At 64.1% G+C, this 14,894-nt stretch carries 15 protein-coding genes and 1 pseudogene; 11 read left to right on the top strand and 5 right to left on the bottom strand.

From position 1 onward, the window contains the following. Positions 1-127: 127 nt before the first annotated feature. Both tkt and ABD05_RS20925 read right to left on the bottom strand, forming a co-directional pair. Positions 128-2,203 carry a transketolase gene (tkt, locus tag ABD05_RS20930; protein WP_047902020.1) on the bottom strand — a complete coding sequence of 692 codons (2,076 nt, stop codon included), beginning with the start codon at positions 2,201-2,203 and terminating at the stop codon, positions 128-130. Positions 2,204-2,284: 81 nt separating this feature from the next. Then, the gene (locus tag ABD05_RS20925) at positions 2,285-3,070 is read right to left on the bottom strand and encodes a PRC-barrel domain-containing protein (protein WP_047902019.1); all 786 of its coding nucleotides are present in this window, start codon (positions 3,068-3,070) and stop codon (positions 2,285-2,287) included. A gap of 1,300 nt (positions 3,071-4,370) precedes the next feature. On the opposite strand from ABD05_RS20925, the gene ABD05_RS20915 reads away from it, so the two are divergent. After that, positions 4,371-4,796 (top strand): PRC-barrel domain-containing protein, encoded by a 426-nt coding sequence (locus tag ABD05_RS20915; RefSeq protein ID WP_047902018.1) that lies wholly within the window; start codon positions 4,371-4,373, stop codon positions 4,794-4,796. Positions 4,797-4,910: 114 nt separating this feature from the next. Here the strand turns inward: ABD05_RS20915 and ABD05_RS20910 are convergent, their stop codons facing one another. Together ABD05_RS20910 and ABD05_RS20905 are read right to left on the bottom strand one after the other, a co-directional pair. Continuing rightward, the gene (locus tag ABD05_RS20910) at positions 4,911-5,630 is read right to left on the bottom strand and encodes a Crp/Fnr family transcriptional regulator (protein ID WP_047902017.1); all 720 of its coding nucleotides are present in this window, start codon (positions 5,628-5,630) and stop codon (positions 4,911-4,913) included. A 368-nt stretch (positions 5,631-5,998) separates the two neighbouring features. Continuing rightward, positions 5,999-6,610 (bottom strand): TetR/AcrR family transcriptional regulator, encoded by a 612-nt coding sequence (locus tag ABD05_RS20905; RefSeq protein ID WP_047903696.1) that lies wholly within the window; start codon positions 6,608-6,610, stop codon positions 5,999-6,001. Positions 6,611-6,783: 173 nt separating this feature from the next. Here ABD05_RS20905 and ABD05_RS38345 point away from each other — a divergent pair, with 173 nt between their 5' ends. The 4 genes from ABD05_RS38345 (at position 6,784) to ABD05_RS38740 (ending at position 9,757) form a co-directional block, all read left to right on the top strand. Continuing rightward, a complete protein-coding gene (locus tag ABD05_RS38345) occupies positions 6,784-6,957 on the top strand; it encodes a hypothetical protein (protein WP_157776441.1) in 174 nt (57 codons plus the stop codon). 128 nt (positions 6,958-7,085) lie between these two features. After that, positions 7,086-7,673 carry a tetratricopeptide repeat protein gene (locus ABD05_RS20900; protein WP_047902016.1) on the top strand — a complete coding sequence of 196 codons (588 nt, stop codon included), beginning with the start codon at positions 7,086-7,088 and terminating at the stop codon, positions 7,671-7,673. Positions 7,674-7,791: 118 nt separating this feature from the next. Further along, on the top strand, positions 7,792-8,619 hold the full coding sequence (locus tag ABD05_RS20895; protein ID WP_047902015.1) for a hypothetical protein: 828 nt from the start codon (positions 7,792-7,794) through the stop codon (positions 8,617-8,619). Between the two features lie 115 nt (positions 8,620-8,734). Continuing rightward, positions 8,735-9,757 carry a hypothetical protein gene (locus ABD05_RS38740; RefSeq protein ID WP_047903695.1) on the top strand — a complete coding sequence of 341 codons (1,023 nt, stop codon included), beginning with the start codon at positions 8,735-8,737 and terminating at the stop codon, positions 9,755-9,757. Between the two features lie 137 nt (positions 9,758-9,894). On the opposite strand, the gene ABD05_RS20885 is transcribed toward ABD05_RS38740, so the two are convergent. Next, positions 9,895-10,509 (bottom strand): trimeric intracellular cation channel family protein, encoded by a 615-nt coding sequence (locus tag ABD05_RS20885; RefSeq protein WP_047902014.1) that lies wholly within the window; start codon positions 10,507-10,509, stop codon positions 9,895-9,897. Positions 10,510-11,123: 614 nt separating this feature from the next. Here ABD05_RS20885 and ABD05_RS38640 point away from each other — a divergent pair. The 6 genes and pseudogenes from ABD05_RS38640 to ABD05_RS20860 form a co-directional block, all read left to right on the top strand. Beyond that, positions 11,124-11,279 carry a hypothetical protein gene (locus ABD05_RS38640; protein WP_167347854.1) on the top strand — a complete coding sequence of 52 codons (156 nt, stop codon included), beginning with the start codon at positions 11,124-11,126 and terminating at the stop codon, positions 11,277-11,279. A 527-nt stretch (positions 11,280-11,806) separates the two neighbouring features. Continuing rightward, complete coding sequence (locus ABD05_RS20880) at positions 11,807-11,992, top strand: hypothetical protein (protein ID WP_047902013.1); 186 nt, start codon at positions 11,807-11,809, stop codon at positions 11,990-11,992. Further along, entirely contained in the window at positions 11,993-12,262 is a 270-nt protein-coding gene (locus ABD05_RS20875; RefSeq protein WP_047902012.1) for a DUF1488 family protein, read from the top strand. A 303-nt stretch (positions 12,263-12,565) separates the two neighbouring features. Beyond that, complete coding sequence (locus ABD05_RS20870; protein WP_047902011.1) at positions 12,566-14,164, top strand: nitroreductase family protein; 1,599 nt, start codon at positions 12,566-12,568, stop codon at positions 14,162-14,164. Between the two features lie 112 nt (positions 14,165-14,276). Continuing rightward, a complete protein-coding gene (locus ABD05_RS20865; RefSeq protein ID WP_047902010.1) occupies positions 14,277-14,498 on the top strand; it encodes a hypothetical protein in 222 nt (73 codons plus the stop codon). A gap of 14 nt (positions 14,499-14,512) precedes the next feature. Next, positions 14,513-14,794 (top strand): annotated as a pseudogene (locus ABD05_RS20860) (Crp/Fnr family transcriptional regulator); the annotation flags it as partial. Positions 14,795-14,894: the final 100 nt, after the last annotated feature.

Raw genomic sequence — 14,894 nt, 5'->3', positions numbered from 1 at the left:
ACAGAGAGGACCACGTGGCGCGCATCGGGTCCGATGCCCAGTCGATGGTCGACGCGGTGCTCGAAGCCGGCACGCGCCATGCCGGCGGCGGCCCGAATGCCTGATACGCGGACGGGCCGTCCGCGGTTTACGCGAGCAGTTTCAGCGCGCGGTCGCAGACGTTCTCGACCGTGAAGCCGAAATCGCGCATCAGCTCGGCGCCCGGCGCGGACGCGCCGAAACCCGCGATGCCGAGCACGTCGCCGCGATCGCCGACATAGCGGTGCCAGCCTTGCGACACGCCCGCTTCGATCGCCAGCCGCGCGCCGACCGCCTTCGGCAGCACGGCGTCCTGATACGGCTGGGGCTGGGCGTCGAACAATCTCCAGCAGGGCAGCGACACCACCCGAACCGCCACGCCGCGCGCGAGCAGTTCGACTTGCGCCGCCAGCGCGAGCGCGACTTCCGAGCCCGTCGCGATCAGGATCAGCGTGGGGCGGCCGTCGGGCGCATCGGCCAGCACGTAGCCGCCGCGTCGCAAGCCCTCGGCCGGCGCGAACCGGAGGCGATCGATGGTCGGCACGTCCTGGCGGGTCAGGACCAGCGCGGTCGGCCGCTCCCGCGCTTCGAGCGCCACACGCCACGCGACGGCTGTCTCGTTGGCATCGGCCGGTCGAATCACCAGCAGGCCCGGGATCGCGCGCAGGCCGGCCAGCTGCTCCATCGGCTGATGCGTCGCGCCGTCCTCGCCGACCGCGAGGCTGTCGTGCGTGAACACATAGATCACCTGCAGGCGCATCAACGCGGCGAGCCGGATCGGCGGACGCATGTAGTCGGAAAAGATCAGGAAGGTCGCGCCGAACGGCAGGATGCCGCCGTGGGTCGCCAGGCCGTTCAGGATGGCGCCCATCGCATGCTCGCGCACGCCGAAATGCAGATTGCGGCCGCTGCGGCTCCAGCCGCCGCCGTTGGAACCTTGCCGGTCGAGCGCGTTCGTGCCGGCGGCCTCGAAATCGCCGTGCCCGGCCAGCGCGGTGAAGGTGGACGGATTCAGATCGGCGGAGCCGCCGACCAGCGACGGGACGCGGGAGGCGACGGCATTCAGCACCTGGCCGGACGCAACCCGCGTCGCCATGCCTGTCGGATCGGCCGGAAACACCGGGATATCGCGGTCCCACCGGTCGGGCAGCGTGCCGCGCACCGTGTTCAGCAGCGCTTTGGCCAGCTCGGGAAACGCGTGCGCATAGGCTGTAAACCGCGCGTTCCAGTGATCTTCCCGTGCGCGCCCCTCTGCCAGCGCGCGACGAAAATGCGCGAGTGCCGGTGCGGGGATATGAAACGCGGGGTCGGGCGGCCAGCCGAGGTTGTGCTTGGTCAACCGCACCTCGGCGTCGCCGAGCGGCGATCCGTGAGCCTGGTACGTGTCTTGCCGGTTGGGCGAGCCATAGCCGAGATGCGTGCGCACGAGGATCAACGACGGACGCAGCTTCTCCGCACGTGCGTTGGCCAGCGCCGCGTCGATGGCGGCCAGGTCGTTGCCGTCGTCGACCGTTTCGGTATGCCAGCCGTAGGCGTCGAACCGCTGCGCGCGATCTTCGGTGAAGGTGATCGCGGTGCCGGCGGACAGCGTGACGCGATTGTCGTCGTACAGGCAGATCAGCTTGCCGAGCCGGAGATGGCCGGCAAGCGATGCGGCCTCCGCCGCGACGCCCTCCATCAGGTCGCCGTCGCTGACGAGTGCGTAGGTGTGGTGATCCACGATCTCGAAACCGGGACGGTTGTAGCACGCGGCGAGCTGCGCTTCCGCCATCGCCATGCCGACGGCGTTGGCGAAGCCCTGGCCGAGCGGGCCGGTCGTCGCCTCGACACCCGGCGTGAGGCCGCGCTCCGGATGGCCGGGCGTGAGGCTGCCCGATTGCCGGAAGCGCCCGATCTGGTCGAGCGGCAGATCGTAGCCGGTCAGGTGAAGCAGGCCGTACAACAGCATCGAACCATGTCCGGCCGACAGGATGAAGCGATCGCGATCGAACCACGCCGGATTGGCGGGGTGGTGCTTGAGATGGCGCATCCATAACGCATAGGCCATCGGTGCGGCGCCGAGCGGCAGGCCTGGATGGCCGCTCGCCGCTTTCTGCACGGCATCGATCGACAGGAAGCGCAACGTGTTGATGCAGAGCGCATCGAGTGCCGAACCTTCGATTGGCGGGAAATCGGTTGAGGTCATGCAGCTGCTCCCTGGCGTCCGGTCACGAGATATCCCGCACGGGATGGTGGTTGCGTTGGTGACCCATTGCGCGGGTCTGCGTTATCGGTCTCCGGGCCAATAGCCGTGCTTGCCGTAGAACTCGTGCAACTCGATCTCGTAGCTGCGATGCACGAGCTGCGAGTCGTCGTATGGAGGGCTCCGGCGGATCGCGTCGCGCGTGAGCGTGGTCGACACCGTTTCCGTGGGCCAGTCCACCTGGTCGAGCCAGTGAGTCGCGATCAGCACTTCCTTGCCGGTCGACCACCAGCTCGACGTGTCGATCGCCAGATAGCGGATCACCCAGGCTTCTTCGTCGTAAATGAAGTCGGACACGTGACCGATATGGCCGTCCGTGGCTTCGAGCCGATATCCGTCGACCTCGCCGGTGCTGCGCAGATGCGTATCCGCCGCTGCGCTGGCCGGCGCGGTGCGCGAGACAAGCGGATCGCCCGCTTCAGGGTCCTGCGACGGCCCGGCGGGATCGAAAGCCGGGTACGCGCCCATTCCCCAAAGGTTCGGGCCGCCCCAGTAAGTCGGGTAGTTGTAGTAACGCAGGTACTCGATCTCGTGCTGGCGGGATACCGGCTTGTGCGTGTCCACGTTCGGGCTGTCCCTCACCTGCTGTTGCGTGAGGCTGACGTAGAGCGTGCGGGTGTCGGGATCGGCATGCGTGACGGAATACGGCGAGACCAGCACCTGCCTGTCGTGCAGCCAGTCGCCCGTCTCGACGACGAGGTAACGGATGCACCAGTTGTCATCGTCGAAGTAGGCCTGGTGGATGTGCCCGATATCGCCGTCCTTCGCTCGAACCGTGTCTCCGTGCAACCTTCGAATGCTTCGCAACATGATGTCCTCGCCAGAGCGATGCCCGGCACGTCGGGGAACCGGCTGACCTGCCTGCCGTGCGGTGGCATCCAGTCGTTCGTCCGTCGATGCGGAGCGATTCCTGCCGATTGCGTCCCCTCGGATGGCCGGCATGGTTGAGACGCTACACGCGACGAATGGCCGATGCGGTACGAAACCGTACAAAGCGTGTACGGGGGTGGACCATCCGGCGGCGAACCGTCCGTCCCGGCATGTCGCGAAACATCCTCTGGATCTTCGTCATCAGGATCACGAAGCAGTGAGGATCGCCATGTCGATGGGCTGCCGGGCGAACGGGGCAGCCGGAATCGGCCCGGTAGCGTAGCTATACGCGCGATGTGCGGGCTCAGTCTGTCCGATGCCGGACAGTTTGCCTGCGCGCTTGTCGGCGCTGCGACCGTGCCCGATTCCCGATGTCCGGTGTTACGCGTTGGATCCCGACCGTGTCCAGCGGAATTTTCAAATCGGGCCTATGCTGGGGTCGTGACCGGCGGCATTCCACGCTGGCGGGTCGTCCGCACGCGGCGAGTCGAATCCGGGTCCGCCTGGTCCGACAATCAGCTCCATGGAGGCGGCTATGCGCAACAGGTATCGAGAGCAGCATACGAACGGCGGCAAGAGCGAACGCAATGTCGACGAGGCGGTCGAGGGGACGTTCCCCGCCAGCGATCCGCCGTCGATAGGCGGTGTCACCAGGATGATTTCCCGCCCGGCCCATCGAAAGCATCACCGGAAGTCGTCGCACATCAAGCACCGTTAGCGCCGGCCGCGCGGCGCGGGTCGGCGCCTTGCGCAGACGGACGACGACGAAGACGAATGGAATGGCCCGATACGCGTCGGCCTTGCCACCCGCCAGTAGGGAACGCGCTTCCACCGATTCGATCGCCGGGTTGACGACGATGCCCCCGCACGAGGCATCGTATGGCGTGGAGTCCGGTTCGCAATCGCGAATGCGCTGTCGACGGTCGACAGCTTCGGACATGACGGACGACAGCGCTCTATGCCGTCTTCATCAAGCTCAAGCGGATCCTGCCGTACCTGAGCGTCGGCTTCCGATGTGACCGGGAACCATCGAGTCGTCGCCGGCATTCGGCGATACCGATGAACGCGGCGGTATCGGACAGCGCGACGGCGGGCCGATATTCCCGGTATGTCCGGGTACGGAACCGTACCGACTTCCGATGCCTTTGCGCGCAGCGTTTTCTCGTGCGTTGAGTGCCATCGTCAATGTCGAGACTGTGCACGAAATGGATATTCGCGGATCTCGTCCAAGGAGGACATCATGAGGATGTTCCATACCCCCAATCGATCTGGGGATGATGGCAACGGGGGGAGGCTTGCCGGACGCGACGCAGGCGATGAACCCGGTCGTATGGTCACGACCGCGGATGTCCTGAAGGGCAGCAAGATCATCGCGTCGGACGGTGAGGATATTGGAAATGTCTTCGACATCGTGCTCGATTTGCACCACGGCAGAATTGCGTACGCGGTTGCTTCCAGCGGAGGAGCGGGCGAGATGCTTTGCGCCATTCCGTGGAGTGCGATGAAATACGATACCGGCGACAAATGTTTCCATCTGGATGTGACCGGCGCGCATGTCAAAGGCACCCCGGGCTTCGACGACGAGCATTGGCCGGTGATGACGCAATCACAGTGGGGAATGTCGCTTCATCAGTACTACAACCGGACGCCGTACTGGGTAGCCTGACGGTATCTGGTCCGTCGCGTCGCTGGCGGCAAGGTGTCGCTCGTCCGCTTCCACGCCTTCGCAGGGATCAAGGGCATCTGCAGTGAAGGCCGGTACGATGCGGTGCAGTGGCGGCTAGAGCCGCTTCAGATCGGGAAGCAGGCGATCGAATTCGCGTTTGACCACGCTGTAGCATTCGCACACGCGCTTTTCGAGCCCGGGCCGGTCCAGCACCTCGATATGGCCGTAGTTGTAGCGGATGAGGGCTGCGTCCTGCAGTTTCAATGCCGCTTCCGTCACGCCCGACCGGCGCACGCCCAGCATGTTGGCGATCAACTCCTGCGTCATGCGCAGCTGGTTCGAAGGCAGGCGGTCGAGGCTGAGCAACAGCCAGCGACACAGTTGCTGATCGATCGAGTGATGCCGGTTGCACACCGCGGTCTGAGCCATCTGCGTGATCAGCGCCTGGGTATAGCGCAACAACAGGCGCTGCATCGAGTTGCCGCGCCGGAATTCTTCTTTCAGGATGCTCGCGTCGAGCCGATAGGCCTGCCCCGCGCTTTGCACGACGGCGCGACTCGGCGTCGTTTCGCCGCCCATGAACAGCGACACGCCGATTATGCCTTCATGGCCGACGATCGCGATTTCAGCGGACGAGCCATCCTCCATCACATACAGCAGCGACACGATCGACGTGGTCGGAAAATAGACGTGATGAAGCTGGCCGCCCGACTCGTACAGCACCTTTCCCAACGGCATGTCGACGAGCGTCAGGTGTGCGGCGAGGTGGGCGCGCTCGTTTTCCGGCAGCGCGGCAAGCAGGTGATTTTCGGTAATGGGCGGGATGTCCTGCATGCGTGGCTCCTGCACGTGCGCCCGGCTGACGACGGAGAATCCGGCCGATGTGGGCGCAGCGGGAATCGGCGGGAGGGGCCAACCGTCATATCTTACCGGTCCGATGACCTGACGGGTGGGTGGCAGCAATGCGACCCTTTTCTCGATGAGTTCGGGATGACCGTTCGAATGCGAATCGACCTTCAAAAATTATAGTGTCGGCACATGTCCCATCAAGGTGCGCGCAATCGCGCGCGCTCGATATGGAACCGATATTTCACGGAACACGTTACGGGAAATCGCGGTCGCCAGGCCCCATGGCGTCGATCGCGCAGTGGGGCGCCGATCCTATGTTTTGCAGACCCGCAATGTACGGTTGGGACAACCCGTCAAACGTGTTGCGTATGGGCGTCCGCATGTTTCGCATGCTCGGTGCCGCCACGCATTTCCTGTTCCAGAAGCGATTTCGCCGCTTGCCACGCTCGCCCCGCGGACGCCGAATCGTTGAACGCTCTTGCGTCGACGGTCGCACCGTCCAGCAGCATCATGTAAACGGCTGCCAGCCGTTTTGCTGTTTCGGGAGAGACGAGATCCGCGAGCAGTTCGGCGATCCATTCGACCATCTTGCGGCGATAGCGGATCGCGACATCCGAGATGGGCGCATACGCCGTTCCGAATTCGGCCAGTGCGCGCTCGAACAGGCAGCCGGCGAACGCCGGCGTATTGAACCACGCTTCGTACCAGTCGAAGATCGTCTTGACCCGCTCGATCGGATCGGCGACGTGCTGCAGTTGTGCGTCGATACTGCCTATGATCAGGTCGTAACGCTGGACCAGCACTTCCCGGATCAGTTCGTCCTTGCTCGGAAAATGCCGATACAACGTCATTCGGGCAACGCGGGAATCGTCGATGATCCAGTCGACACCGACCGGATGAAAACCGTGCTTCGAGAACAGTTCGGTAGCTTTGTCTACCACCAACTGGCGTTTGCTGGCTCTCACGAACAATTCCCTCCTTGACTTCCGACTGCGTAAATCGACCATTTTAGCATCGTACCGATCGGTCACATCCGGCCTCGCCACCGGCCTCCCGGGCCTGGCGGGCCCACATGATGCGCGTTCGCAAGTTGTCTTGACTATGATATAGACCGATATGTATCATTTGAAAACAGAAAATGACGATCGATGATGCGTGCTTTAAAAAACCAGGAGCGCCAGCCATCGATTCACCGCTCGACGGTGCCGCAGCGGGCACGGTGGCGGAGTTGAACGGATGCCGGGGCGGCGCGCTGTGCCTCTCGCCGGCTTCTGACGGTGCAGTGGTCATGCAGGACGAAAAGAGAACCTGAGAGAGCTTTGGGCTGCGTGTCGGCGCTGGCGGATGGTGTTCGCCGCGCCGCGCGCAAACCGGTGCGTGCTCGCAGGGCGGGGTCGCGCGAAGCAGTCGGCGCGAATAAAACTTGAGGGAAGTACCAAAATGTACCGCCGTTTACTCGCACCGGGGCTGCTGTTGCTGTTGGCCGCGTGCGCGCAGGACCCGTCCGTGACCGGCAACACGGTGCGGATCTGCGACGACACCGGCTGTTCCGATCGACCTAAAGATCAGGTCTCCTACCCAAAGAAGGACGATGCGGAAGATCGCGAAGACCCGCGCATCGTCGCGCTGAAGCAGGCCGCGAAGGCCCAGCCGAAGGCGGCCTACGACCTCGGCCTGCGTTATTTCCGCGGCGACGGCGTGCGCCAGGACAGCTACCAGGCACTCAAGTGGATGCGCGACGCCGCCGAGCGCGGCGACCTGCAGGCGCAGAAGGCGCTCGGCAGTTTCTACCTGTTCGGCCTTGAGGAGATGGGCTCCGATCCGCGCGAAGCGGACAAGTGGCTGTCGATCGCGGCCAGCCGCGGCGACAAGGAATCGAAGAAGCTGCTCGAGCTCGCGCGCAAGGCGAAGAAGGAAGACGAAGAAGACTGGAAATGGCGCACGCAATGGCGTGACGTCTATTACGGCTACTGGTACTCGGGCTATCCGTACTACGGCGTCTGGAATCAGACGTACTGGTACTACTGACCCGGGCGGAAGCAACGGGGGCGGCAGCGGGGAGACCACCAACGCGCCATGCCCGGGGGGCTTACGAAGTTCGCACGAACACATAAGCCGAACAACGACTCTATCGATCGATAACGACATGAAGACCATCCTTTCCCATCGTCTTACTCAAGGTGCGCTGGTCGCAGCGCTTTGCGCGTCCGTCGCGGGGTGCGGCGGCGTGGTGACGCCCGGCGGCCAGAACGCCGGCGTGACAGGCGCCGCGGCAGGCGGCACGAGCGCGGGCGCCGATTCGGGGCTGCAGCGCTGCGCGTCGCCGCTCGGCACGATCGCGGTCGACGACGGCCGCAACGCCGACTGGTGGGGCCCGTTCGGCAGCGCGACCAAGATGACGACGATCGACCCGCTGCTGCGGCTGGCGGTCCAGCAGTCGAACTGCTTCGTGATCACGTCGATCGGCAACCAGAAGAGCGACGCGCGGCTGTCGCGCATCACGCAGCTGCAGCGCGGCTCGGGCGAATATCGTGCGGGCTCGAAGCAGCAGAAGGGCCAGCGTGTGGCGGCCGACTACTACATGGAACCGCAGATCGTCATCAACGATTCGCCGATCGGCGGCATCGGCAGCATGATCGGCGGGCTGATCGGCAACGGCGCGGTGGCGGCGGTGGCCGGCCACCTGCAGACGAAGGCGTCGGTTGTCACGCTGACGCTGTTCGACGTGCGCTCGGCGGTGCAGATCGCGGCGTCGGAAGGCAGTTCGACGGCGACCAACTACGGCGCGGCGCTGGGCGGCTTCGGCGGCGGCGTGGGCGGCGCGCTTGCGGGCTTCTCGTCGACGCCGGAAGGCAAGGCGACGGTCGTCGCGTTCATCGACGCGTTCAACAAGATGGTCGTCGCACTGCGCAGCTACAAGGCGCAGGACGTCAAGGGCGGCCTCGGCCGCGGTGGCCAGTTGCAGGTCAACTGACGTCCCCGGGCCGGCGGTGCGCTGCCGGCCGATTCCCGATACGTGAATGTCCATGCGCGCGGCGTGATCCGTGCGCACCGGCTTCGTTCTTCCTTTTCGCTTCGAGGTGATCCCGATGAAAGCCGTTGCATTGATCGCATTGACCTGTCTGGTGCTGACCGCTTGCGGCGGCGACGACAATTCCTCGCCCGCATCGTCCGGCGGCGGAGCGGGCACGAGCAACAACGGCGGAAGCGGCGGCACCGGCGGCACGGGTTCCGGTGGCACGGGAAGCGGTGGCGGCGGCGGTTCGGGCGGCTCGGGCGGCAGCACGCTGGCGCTGCGCTACGACGCGCAGCCGACCGCGGCGGATCAGGCGAGCTTCCTGACGCTGCTCAACAGTGAAGGCGCGAAGGGCTATCGCTATCTGGGCGACTACTTCTACAACGCGACCAACGGCGGTTCGCGCTCGATCTTCGTGAGCGACGGCACCGTGCAGACCTACACGTACCAGTTGCAGGCGACGCCGGCCGACATGACGGGCTTCGTCAACCAGGCCAATACGCAAGGCGCGAGCGGTTACCGCTTCGAAGGGCCGCTCACGTACGGCTATCTCTATCGCAAGGACGGCGGCTCGTCGGCTACCTACACGTACGCGACGACGGGCCTGCCGGCCGACACGAACGCGTTCCTCACGCAGGCGAACGGCCAGGGCCAGTCGGGCTACTGGTTCCTGGGCCCGATGATGGTCGGATCGGTGCAGGCGAACGTGTACATGAAGAACAACGCGTCGAACGCGACCTATGCGTACGATGCGCTGGTGCCGACGACGAACGTCAGCGACTTCATCGCGCAGGCCAACAGCGAAGGCGCGAAGGGCTATCGCGCGAAAGGCGGGATGCAGTTCGGCAGCACGATCTCGTGGGTCTACGTGAAGGACCAGACGCAGTCGCCGACCTTCACGTACCAGTCGGCCGCGATCCAGTCGACCGGCGCCGGCTTCGTCCAGCAGTCGAACAATTACGGCGCGCAGGGCTCTGCGTACCTGAGCGATCTCGCGCTCGGCACGACGACCCCGGTGATGGCGTCGTTCTATTTCAAGCCGACGAACTGCACGGGTTTCCTGTGCACGACGCTGAATCCGCTCACGCAGAACTGAGCGGGCGCCTCCGGCGCGGCAGCGTCGCACGGGTCATTCGCTGCTGAATGACCCGCACTCGCCGAATCGAGTGCCTCAGGTGCGCCACGTCATCCGTGGACGCATCTTTTGCCGCCGGCTTGCCGGCGGTATTTCGTTTACGCGTGCGGCAGATGCCAGCCGTAGCGTACCGCGGTGAGCCGCAGGGCAAGGCAGGCGGCGCCCGCACCCACAGCGGCAACGACAGGCGGCAATCCTGCTCGACGGCCGGCGACGACCAGCGCTCCGCCGACGAACGCCGCGCTCGCGTAAATGTCAGACACCAGCACCGTCGGCACGCGCGCGAGCAGCAGGTCGCGCACCACGCCACCGCCGACGCCCGTCACGACGCCCATCAACGCCGCGATGAATGGGCCGATCCCGTATTCGACCGCTTTCTGCGTGCCGGCGACTGCAAACAACGCGAGCCCTGCCGCGTCGAGCGCGACGAGGACCAGGCCGGGAATGCCAAGGACTTGCGCGTGAAACGCGAAGGTGACGAGCCCCATCGTGAACGCGAGCGCGGGATAGCGCCAGTCGCGGATTGCATTCGGTGGCGCTGCACCGATCAACAGGTCCCGGATTACGCCGCCACCGAGCGCGACGGTGAACGCGATGACCATCACGCCGAGCAGATCGAGGCCGCCGCGCATTGCGGCGACCGCGCCCTCGACGGCGAACACGGCCGTGCCGGCCAGATCGGCTGCCAGAACGAGTTTTGTTGTCGTTTTCATGGAGCGCAGAAGAGGTAGAACCCGCGCTTGCGCGCGGACGTTGCATGAAAAAGGCGAAACAAGCGGCACCGGTTTCCGGGTTCAGGCCATTGGCGACGCGATCTGGTGGTTACGACGCGTTTCCCGACACCGAACCGGGCCTCGGAGTATCGGCAGCGGTGAAACGAATCCTACGCGAATCGAATCCGGAACCCGACGCGACTTGGCCTCTTGAGCTGCAGGTTGATCCGATCGTGATTGTATGTGCGGTGTGCGCGGGCTTCGCAACGCGAGATGTAGTGGACTACGTAGTAAGCCGCTATGGGTTGGTGACGGCGCGCGTGCCGGCTGGTGACGCAATCGCACTGCGTTCTGAACCGCCACGCAAATCCTGAGCGTCAGTCGCAAGACTGCTGGCGAACAGTCGGCAGAAGCCGGCCAAACGCCGGGCTCTTTTGTCCGGCGTACCGGAAAATTGACCGGAACCGAAGCAAAGCTGGCGGCCTTCATTTGGCCACCGGACCATGGAAATGCCGATTCATTTTCCTGAGGGACAGGAGCCGTGCCGGACGCTGGTTTCCGTGAATGCATCACCTACAATGTAAAGATGGTCGCAACCTTGAAAGGAGGCTGCCATGACTCAGTCGATGATCAGCTTTGTGGTTGGCCTGGCGGTCGTATTGGCCATCGTGGTCATGCTGGCGGTACGTTACCTGCGCGACCACAAGGGCGAAGGGATGGTTCAGTGGCTCGATGCCCATCACATGGGCTGGATGCACCACAAGCACTGACGGCGTGGTCAACGATGCGGTGCCGGTCCCGCTCAGCAGAACAGTGATTACCGTTGTGCGCGGCGCGGAACAAGCTGCCGCCCACGCTGCGCTTTGCTGTGGTCGTGGGGCCGGAAGAATGCCGGCCGCCATGCCCGGATTGATGACGTTAGTGTGGCTTGGAAGGAATCGTGCCATTCATGGCCCTGACGCGAGATAGCGCTTGCATGGCCGGGATATAGGGCGCATTCTCGTGAGGTTCGATGTGCGCGACCGGTGGTTTTGCTTCGACTCCTTACGGTTCCCCCTGTCCGCACGGCTCCGCAGAACGCTCACCACCACGATCCCGCGCGCAAACGTCGAAGCTGCGAACTTCGCGCGTCAACCCGGCCTTCCCGTGAGGCTCGATCCGGCAGTTCAGTGCGCATCAGAGGCCGTCGGCGGCAAGCCCGCGGGTAGTCCGTCCGTGCGCCCTGCAGGACGCACGACGACGATATTCGGTCACCGCGACGGTTCTGACATTTGAAATTCATTTTTCTGGAACCGGCATGCCCAAGCAAACCGAACGGAAGTCTGCCACGCCCGTCAGGCAAAACGATTACGTCGACGCGCAAAAGTCTCGCGCCCAGGCACTGAAGCGCGCGGATGCCGAACGTGCCGAGAAGCGGCGCGAAAATGACGCCCGCATCAATGTCAACGCGAGCAAGTGGCGTTATATCTGTCAGGAGGATTAGATGGGGAACAGTGACGCGACAATCAACTTTCCTAATCCCAGCCGCACCTACGACATGTCCAGACACTGCGTGTGCTTCTGGGGCTACGACAATTCTTCTCGCGAGATTACCTTTCTGGTCGACGATGCGATGCTGGCGAAGCTGAACGCCGACATGGATTCCAGCGAGCCCGCGTTGCTTGCGGCCTTCGACCGCAACCGCGACCGGATTCTGGGACTCGCCAGGGACCTTTACAAGGGCGGTCCCCAGAACAGGTACACGATCTCGTGAGAGGGGGCGCAGTTTGCGCACGCACCCGATGCGTGCCTTCCTGCTGACCTGCACGGGCCTTGAGTAGTCGTCCGCGGGCGTCGGGGCCGCCGATCGTTCGGGTGGCTCGGTCAGGCGGGCAGGTGGCTGTTTTCCGGCGATCGCCTACCGACGACCCTCGCGGAACACAAGGGCTCGCCCCTCGGCGAATTCGACGTTGAACGCGCGCACCGGATTCCACGACGTGATGACGGCCGTGCTCCAACGTCGGGCCATCCGGTTTTGTACAGTCGCGTGTGCGGGTATTCCGGGTCTGAGGTGGACATGGATCGGTCAACGCATGCGCTGCTCGATTATCACGAACGCAGCAAGCACCGTCTCGACTTCTACGCGCCCGGCCCCGGGAGGCTCGACTGGGCAACCCAGCCGGACCCGTTCCGGGTGTTTCACGGCGCACCGCGCGTCGATCTGCCGTTGGCCGCGGACACGCTGGCCACGCGCTACAACGCGTTGCGCTGCGGCAGCCTGCCACCCGCGCACGGTTTCGATCTGTCAAGTCTGGCAATCCTGTTCGAACTCTCGCTCGGCTTGTCGGGGTGGAAATCCTATGGCGCCGAGCGGTGGGCACTGCGCTGCAATCCATCGAGCGGAAATCTGCATCCGACCGAAGGCTATCTTCTGTGTCCGGCCCTGCCCGGCTTGTCCGCAGGCGTCTACCACTACCTGAGCCGGGATCATGCACTCGAACATCGCGCTGCGGTGGATGACCCGCAATGGACCGAGGCGTTTTCGGAAAGCGGTGTCCTGGTCGGCATCAGCTCGATCCATTGGCGCGAAGCGTGGAAATACGGGATGCGCGCGTGGCGCTACTGCCAACAGGATTGCGGTCATGTCATCGCTGCGATGAGTTACGCAGCAGCTGCGCTCGGCTGGCAGACGCGATTGATGGAGGCGGCCGCAGATGACGAAGTGGCCGCCTTGCTTGGAGTGGATCGCAACGAAGACTTCGATGAAGCGGAAACGGAGGCGCCGGATCTTTTGCTGTGGATTGGCAACCCCGACGCGCGACCCGATCTCGAGAGGATGCGGATCGCTTTGGACAACGCACTGTGGCACGGGCGCGCCAATCGGCTGAGTTCGGGACATGTGGTGTGGCCGGACATCGATTCGATTCATCGCGCCACACACAAGCCCCGTACGCGCGAACCACCGTCGCGGAACCCCGAGCCGTGCCCGGCGCCGGCGACGCCAGCGCGCGATCTCGGCTTCGCCGGGATCGCCAGACAGCGTCGCAGCGCCGTGAGTTTCGATGGCACGACGCGCATCGGCGACGCGGCTTTCTTCAGCATGCTGACCTGCCTGCTGGCACATCCCGGCACGCCGCCGTGGAATGCGCTGACGTCTCCTGCCGCAGTGCATGCGGCGCTGTTGGTGCATCGCGTCGATGGCCTGGAGCCGGGCCTCTATATGCTCGCAAGAACCCCGGACGCACTGCCGGATCTCAAGCGATCCCTGCGTCCGGAATGGCTGTGGGAAAAGACCGGGCCGGCCGACCTGCCGCTCTATCTTCTACTGCCTTACGATCTGTGCGCGGTGGCAAGGTTGATCTGCTGCCACCAGGATATCGGCGCCGATTCCTGCTTTGCGCTCGGGATGATCGCGAGATTCGAAATCGCGTTGAAGCAACCGTGGCGTTATCGCCATCTGTTCTGGGAGTGCGGGATGCTTGGCCACGCGCTCTATCTCGAAGCAGAAGCCGCCGGCGTGCGCGCGACGGGAATCGGCTGCTTTTTCGATGATGAAATGCATGCGTTGCTCGGCGCGAAGGATCAGGTCTGGCAGTCCCTGTATCACTTCACCGTCGGTGGCGCGGTGGACGATCCACGCCTGTCGGCATTTCCGCCGTACGAGGTTCAGCCTTGACGGACAGCTCGCGCATGTCCTTGCCGGCTTCCGCGTGACCGGTCGGGATTCGACCGCATCCGTGCAATTTCACCCGGAGTGCTAGGATGATTGAACACATGCGGAAGTCATCATGGACGATTTCGCATTCACTACCGAAACGCACTTCGCACGCATTCGTGTGATGGAATCCGCGCGTGGTGTGTACCGAGGCTATGTGTATCTGCGCCGCACCAATGAGGGGCCGAACGACGATCCCCCATACGAGACCGATTCCGATCGGGAGCAGTACGATCTCGCGCTCGAGGACGCCAAGATCCTCGCGCAACGTCTGCTTCGCGAGTTCGAGTCTTGAGCCGATGACGCTTCTCGATCGATCAACAGCTGTGCCGCTGGCTTCTGCTCAGCCTCGACCGGCTGCCATCGAGCGAACTGAAGATGACGCAGGAGTTGATCGCCAACATGCTCGGCGTCCGGCGATCGGGCGTGACGGAGGCTGCGCTGAAACTTCAGGATGCCGGGTTGATCCGGTACAACTACGGGCACATCGAAGTACTGGATCGCGCCGGGCTCGAGCAGCGTGTGTGCGAATGCTACGGCGTGGTCAGGCGAGAATTCGACCGCTTGCTCCCGGATTTGAAACGCCTTTAGAACCGGCACCGAGGCCACGCGCCTGTTCGTGCCGTCAGGTCCGTACGGCAGCGTACCGACTGCTGACGCCCGCAGGCGCATGGTGCTATATGACGCACAG

The sequence above is a fragment of the Burkholderia pyrrocinia genome (genome assembly GCF_001028665.1).
In the GTDB taxonomy this organism is placed as follows: Bacteria; Pseudomonadota; Gammaproteobacteria; order Burkholderiales; family Burkholderiaceae; genus Burkholderia; species Burkholderia pyrrocinia.
The sequence above is the reverse complement of the archived record's forward strand: the minus strand, read 5'-3'. Positions and strand labels throughout refer to the sequence as shown.

Coding starts and splice junctions, on each gene's coding strand:
- ABD05_RS38640 (WP_167347854.1), top strand. CDS start 11,124: ATGACTCAGTCGATGATCAGCTTTGTGGTTGGCCTGGCGGTCGTATTG.
- ABD05_RS20875 (WP_047902012.1), top strand. CDS start 11,993: ATGGGGAACAGTGACGCGACAATCAACTTTCCTAATCCCAGCCGCACC.
- ABD05_RS20925 (WP_047902019.1), bottom strand. CDS start 3,070: ATGTTGCGAAGCATTCGAAGGTTGCACGGAGACACGGTTCGAGCGAAG.
- ABD05_RS38345 (WP_157776441.1), top strand. CDS start 6,784: ATGACGATCGATGATGCGTGCTTTAAAAAACCAGGAGCGCCAGCCATC.
- ABD05_RS20915 (WP_047902018.1), top strand. CDS start 4,371: ATGAGGATGTTCCATACCCCCAATCGATCTGGGGATGATGGCAACGGG.
- ABD05_RS20870 (WP_047902011.1), top strand. CDS start 12,566: ATGGATCGGTCAACGCATGCGCTGCTCGATTATCACGAACGCAGCAAG.
- ABD05_RS20885 (WP_047902014.1), bottom strand. CDS start 10,509: ATGAAAACGACAACAAAACTCGTTCTGGCAGCCGATCTGGCCGGCACG.
- ABD05_RS20910 (WP_047902017.1), bottom strand. CDS start 5,630: ATGCAGGACATCCCGCCCATTACCGAAAATCACCTGCTTGCCGCGCTG.
- ABD05_RS20895 (WP_047902015.1), top strand. CDS start 7,792: ATGAAGACCATCCTTTCCCATCGTCTTACTCAAGGTGCGCTGGTCGCA.
- ABD05_RS38740 (WP_047903695.1), top strand. CDS start 8,735: ATGAAAGCCGTTGCATTGATCGCATTGACCTGTCTGGTGCTGACCGCT.
- ABD05_RS20900 (WP_047902016.1), top strand. CDS start 7,086: ATGTACCGCCGTTTACTCGCACCGGGGCTGCTGTTGCTGTTGGCCGCG.
- ABD05_RS20880 (WP_047902013.1), top strand. CDS start 11,807: ATGCCCAAGCAAACCGAACGGAAGTCTGCCACGCCCGTCAGGCAAAAC.
- ABD05_RS20865 (WP_047902010.1), top strand. CDS start 14,277: ATGGACGATTTCGCATTCACTACCGAAACGCACTTCGCACGCATTCGT.
- tkt (WP_047902020.1), bottom strand. CDS start 2,203: ATGACCTCAACCGATTTCCCGCCAATCGAAGGTTCGGCACTCGATGCG.